A 1,720-nucleotide genomic window follows, 5' to 3' on the forward strand; every position below is an offset into this window, starting at 1 on the left:
CTGGCGACACTGTTTAGGAGGCGCATCGAGTCAGGCCAGTGGAATGTCGGCGCGCAGATACCAACCGTCGACGAGCTCGCCGAAGAATGTGCTGTCGCCCGCGCCACGGTCCGCCAGGCGCTTGGCATCCTCGAAGAGGACAAACTCATTGAGCGCTTTCGCGCCAAGGGCACATTCGTCATTCAGAAGCCGCAAAGCCAGCTCTGGTGCGAAGTGCCGACCGATCTTTCCGGCCTGCTGCTCGCGGCAGAGGGCGCAACAATCGAATTGCTGAAGACTGAAAAGGGCGTGATGCCCGCCAATATCCTGCACACAAGCGGCAAGCTCGCGCCCTCCTACCAGCACTGGCGCCGACGCCATTCGCGCGAAGGGCACCCGTACTACCTCGGCGACGCGTACATCGACGAACGCCTAAGCCGCCGCATTCCGAAGTCCGCGTTCAAGCAATACACGACCATGCGCATATTGCGCGATATGCCCGATCTCAAGCTTCAGGAAATCCATCAGACGATTACGATCGGCACAGCCGACGTCGAGTTGTCGCGTATGCTGGAAATCCCCCTCAATGCGCCCGTTGCGCACGCCTATCGCACCGCAACAGATGCCGATGGAACGATTGTGTTTGTCGGCAATGGCGTGTATCGGGGCGACGTTGTGCGCCTGGACATCAAGGTGGCCCTGTAACTGCGGGTCGAGGGTGCTGCCGTGTGCAGCGCCCGCGACTTGCGTCTCAGTGTTTTCACCCATCTATTTTTCCTCGCTAATAGGTCAAAAGGCCATATAATTGACCTAACACGAAAAGCGAGTCGCGCTTGAGTTGAGCGGTTCGGCAGGTGTCGTGTGTTCTTTAACGTTCCCGAAGGATAGGCACATGAAACTGCATTGGTCGCCGCGCTCGCCGTTTGTGCGCAAAGTCATGGTGTGCGCGTACGAAGCGGGTGTTGCCGACAAATTCGAATGCGTGCGATCCCCCGTCGCGATGGACAAGCCCAATCTCGAACTGCTTCACGACAACCCGTTGAGCAAGCTGCCCACGCTCGTGCTCGACGACGGGTTCGCTTTGTTCGATTCATCGGTGATCTGCGAATACCTCGACTCGCTGCACGACGGCGCGCATCTCTTTCCGGCCGCGGGCCGCGAGCGCTTCATCGCTTTGCAGCAGCAAGCGTTCGCTGACGGCTTGCTCGATGTGCTGTTGCTCTGGCGTCAGGAGCGTAACAAGCCGCAGTCGCAGCAGCGCCCGGAATGGCTCGCGGCGTTCGCGGTCAAGTCGGACGCCTCACTTGACTCGCTCGACAAATTGGCGCCGCAGTTGCGACTCGAAGCAATCCAGATCGGCGACATCGCCATTGCCTGCGTGCTCGCCTACTACGACTTCCGCCTGCCGGACTTGCAATGGCGCGAGGGACGTCCGGCGCTCACCGCGTGGCATGCGTGTTTCGCCGAGCGCGACTCAATGCGCCGCACCGAACCTGGCGGTGGAGAGTGAAGTCATGAGCAGTCTCACAAATCCTCTGCGCCCCGTCGATGTCGTGCCGGCAAAGATGCCCCACCCGCCGCGCAATGCGCTTCCCGACGGCACCTGCGATACGCACTCGCATGTGTTCGGCCCTTATCAAGACTTTCCGTTTGCGACAGCATCCAACTATCCGCCGCCGCTAGCGCCTTGTCCCACCTATCTCGCAATGCTGGACACGATCGGCGCGAGCCGTGGCGTTCT

At 60.5% G+C, this 1,720-nt stretch carries 2 protein-coding genes and 1 pseudogene; all 3 read left to right on the forward strand.

All coding sequences use genetic code 11. The features are described 5' to 3' along the window. Nucleotides 1–684, forward strand: a 684-nt coding sequence (locus tag AWB65_RS34760; protein ID WP_200821877.1) for a GntR family transcriptional regulator, incomplete at its 5' end; no start/stop codon positions are given. Nucleotides 685–871: 187 nt separating this feature from the next. Further along, nucleotides 872–1,489 (forward strand): glutathione S-transferase family protein, encoded by a 618-nt coding sequence (locus AWB65_RS34765; protein ID WP_087671251.1) that lies wholly within the window; start codon nucleotides 872–874, stop codon nucleotides 1,487–1,489. Nucleotides 1,490–1,493: 4 nt separating this feature from the next. Then, nucleotides 1,494–1,720 (forward strand): annotated as a pseudogene (locus AWB65_RS34770) (amidohydrolase family protein); the annotation flags it as partial.

Origin of the sequence: Caballeronia humi, from assembly GCF_001544475.1 — a bacterium.
In the GTDB taxonomy this organism is placed as follows: Bacteria; Pseudomonadota; Gammaproteobacteria; order Burkholderiales; family Burkholderiaceae; genus Caballeronia; species Caballeronia humi.